Source organism: Tritonibacter sp. SIMBA_163, assembly GCF_046535935.1.
Lineage (GTDB): Bacteria > Pseudomonadota > Alphaproteobacteria > Rhodobacterales > Rhodobacteraceae > Epibacterium > Epibacterium scottomollicae.
The window spans coordinates 1-322 of the sequence record NZ_JAWJBP010000220.1; the positions used below are offsets into that span (position 1 = coordinate 1).

The window sequence follows — 322 nt, forward strand, 5'->3', positions numbered from 1 at the left end:
CCGCAATTAACACCGCCGCTATTGCTCCATAACCGATTTCTGTAGTATGTTGTGATATCATTTTTCATTTCTCCTTTAATTATCTTTTTTTAATACATTCCTTCTGTAATACGATCCACCATTACTTGAATACCTGTTTTAAAAGCAGGGTAATGGCTTCCAAACATAGAAAGACATAAACCTAAAATGCCAATCCAAACGGAAAGCATTCCGATTCTAATGATATGACCACCCATTTACCTCCCCCCTTACCTAATTAAAGACAGCGCACCTCCTCTTACTTCGATCACTTCTTTATGATCTCGAAGCTGAAAATTATAAG

Annotated in this window: 1 protein-coding gene; it reads right to left on the reverse strand. The window is 37.0% G+C overall.

The window, feature by feature from the left end; all coding sequences use genetic code 11:
* Window positions 1-89: 89 nt before the first annotated feature.
* On the reverse strand, window positions 90-236 hold the full coding sequence (locus tag R0J92_RS22165) for a hypothetical protein (protein WP_410612051.1): 147 nt from the start codon (window positions 234-236) through the stop codon (window positions 90-92).
* Window positions 237-322 lie beyond the last annotated feature (86 nt).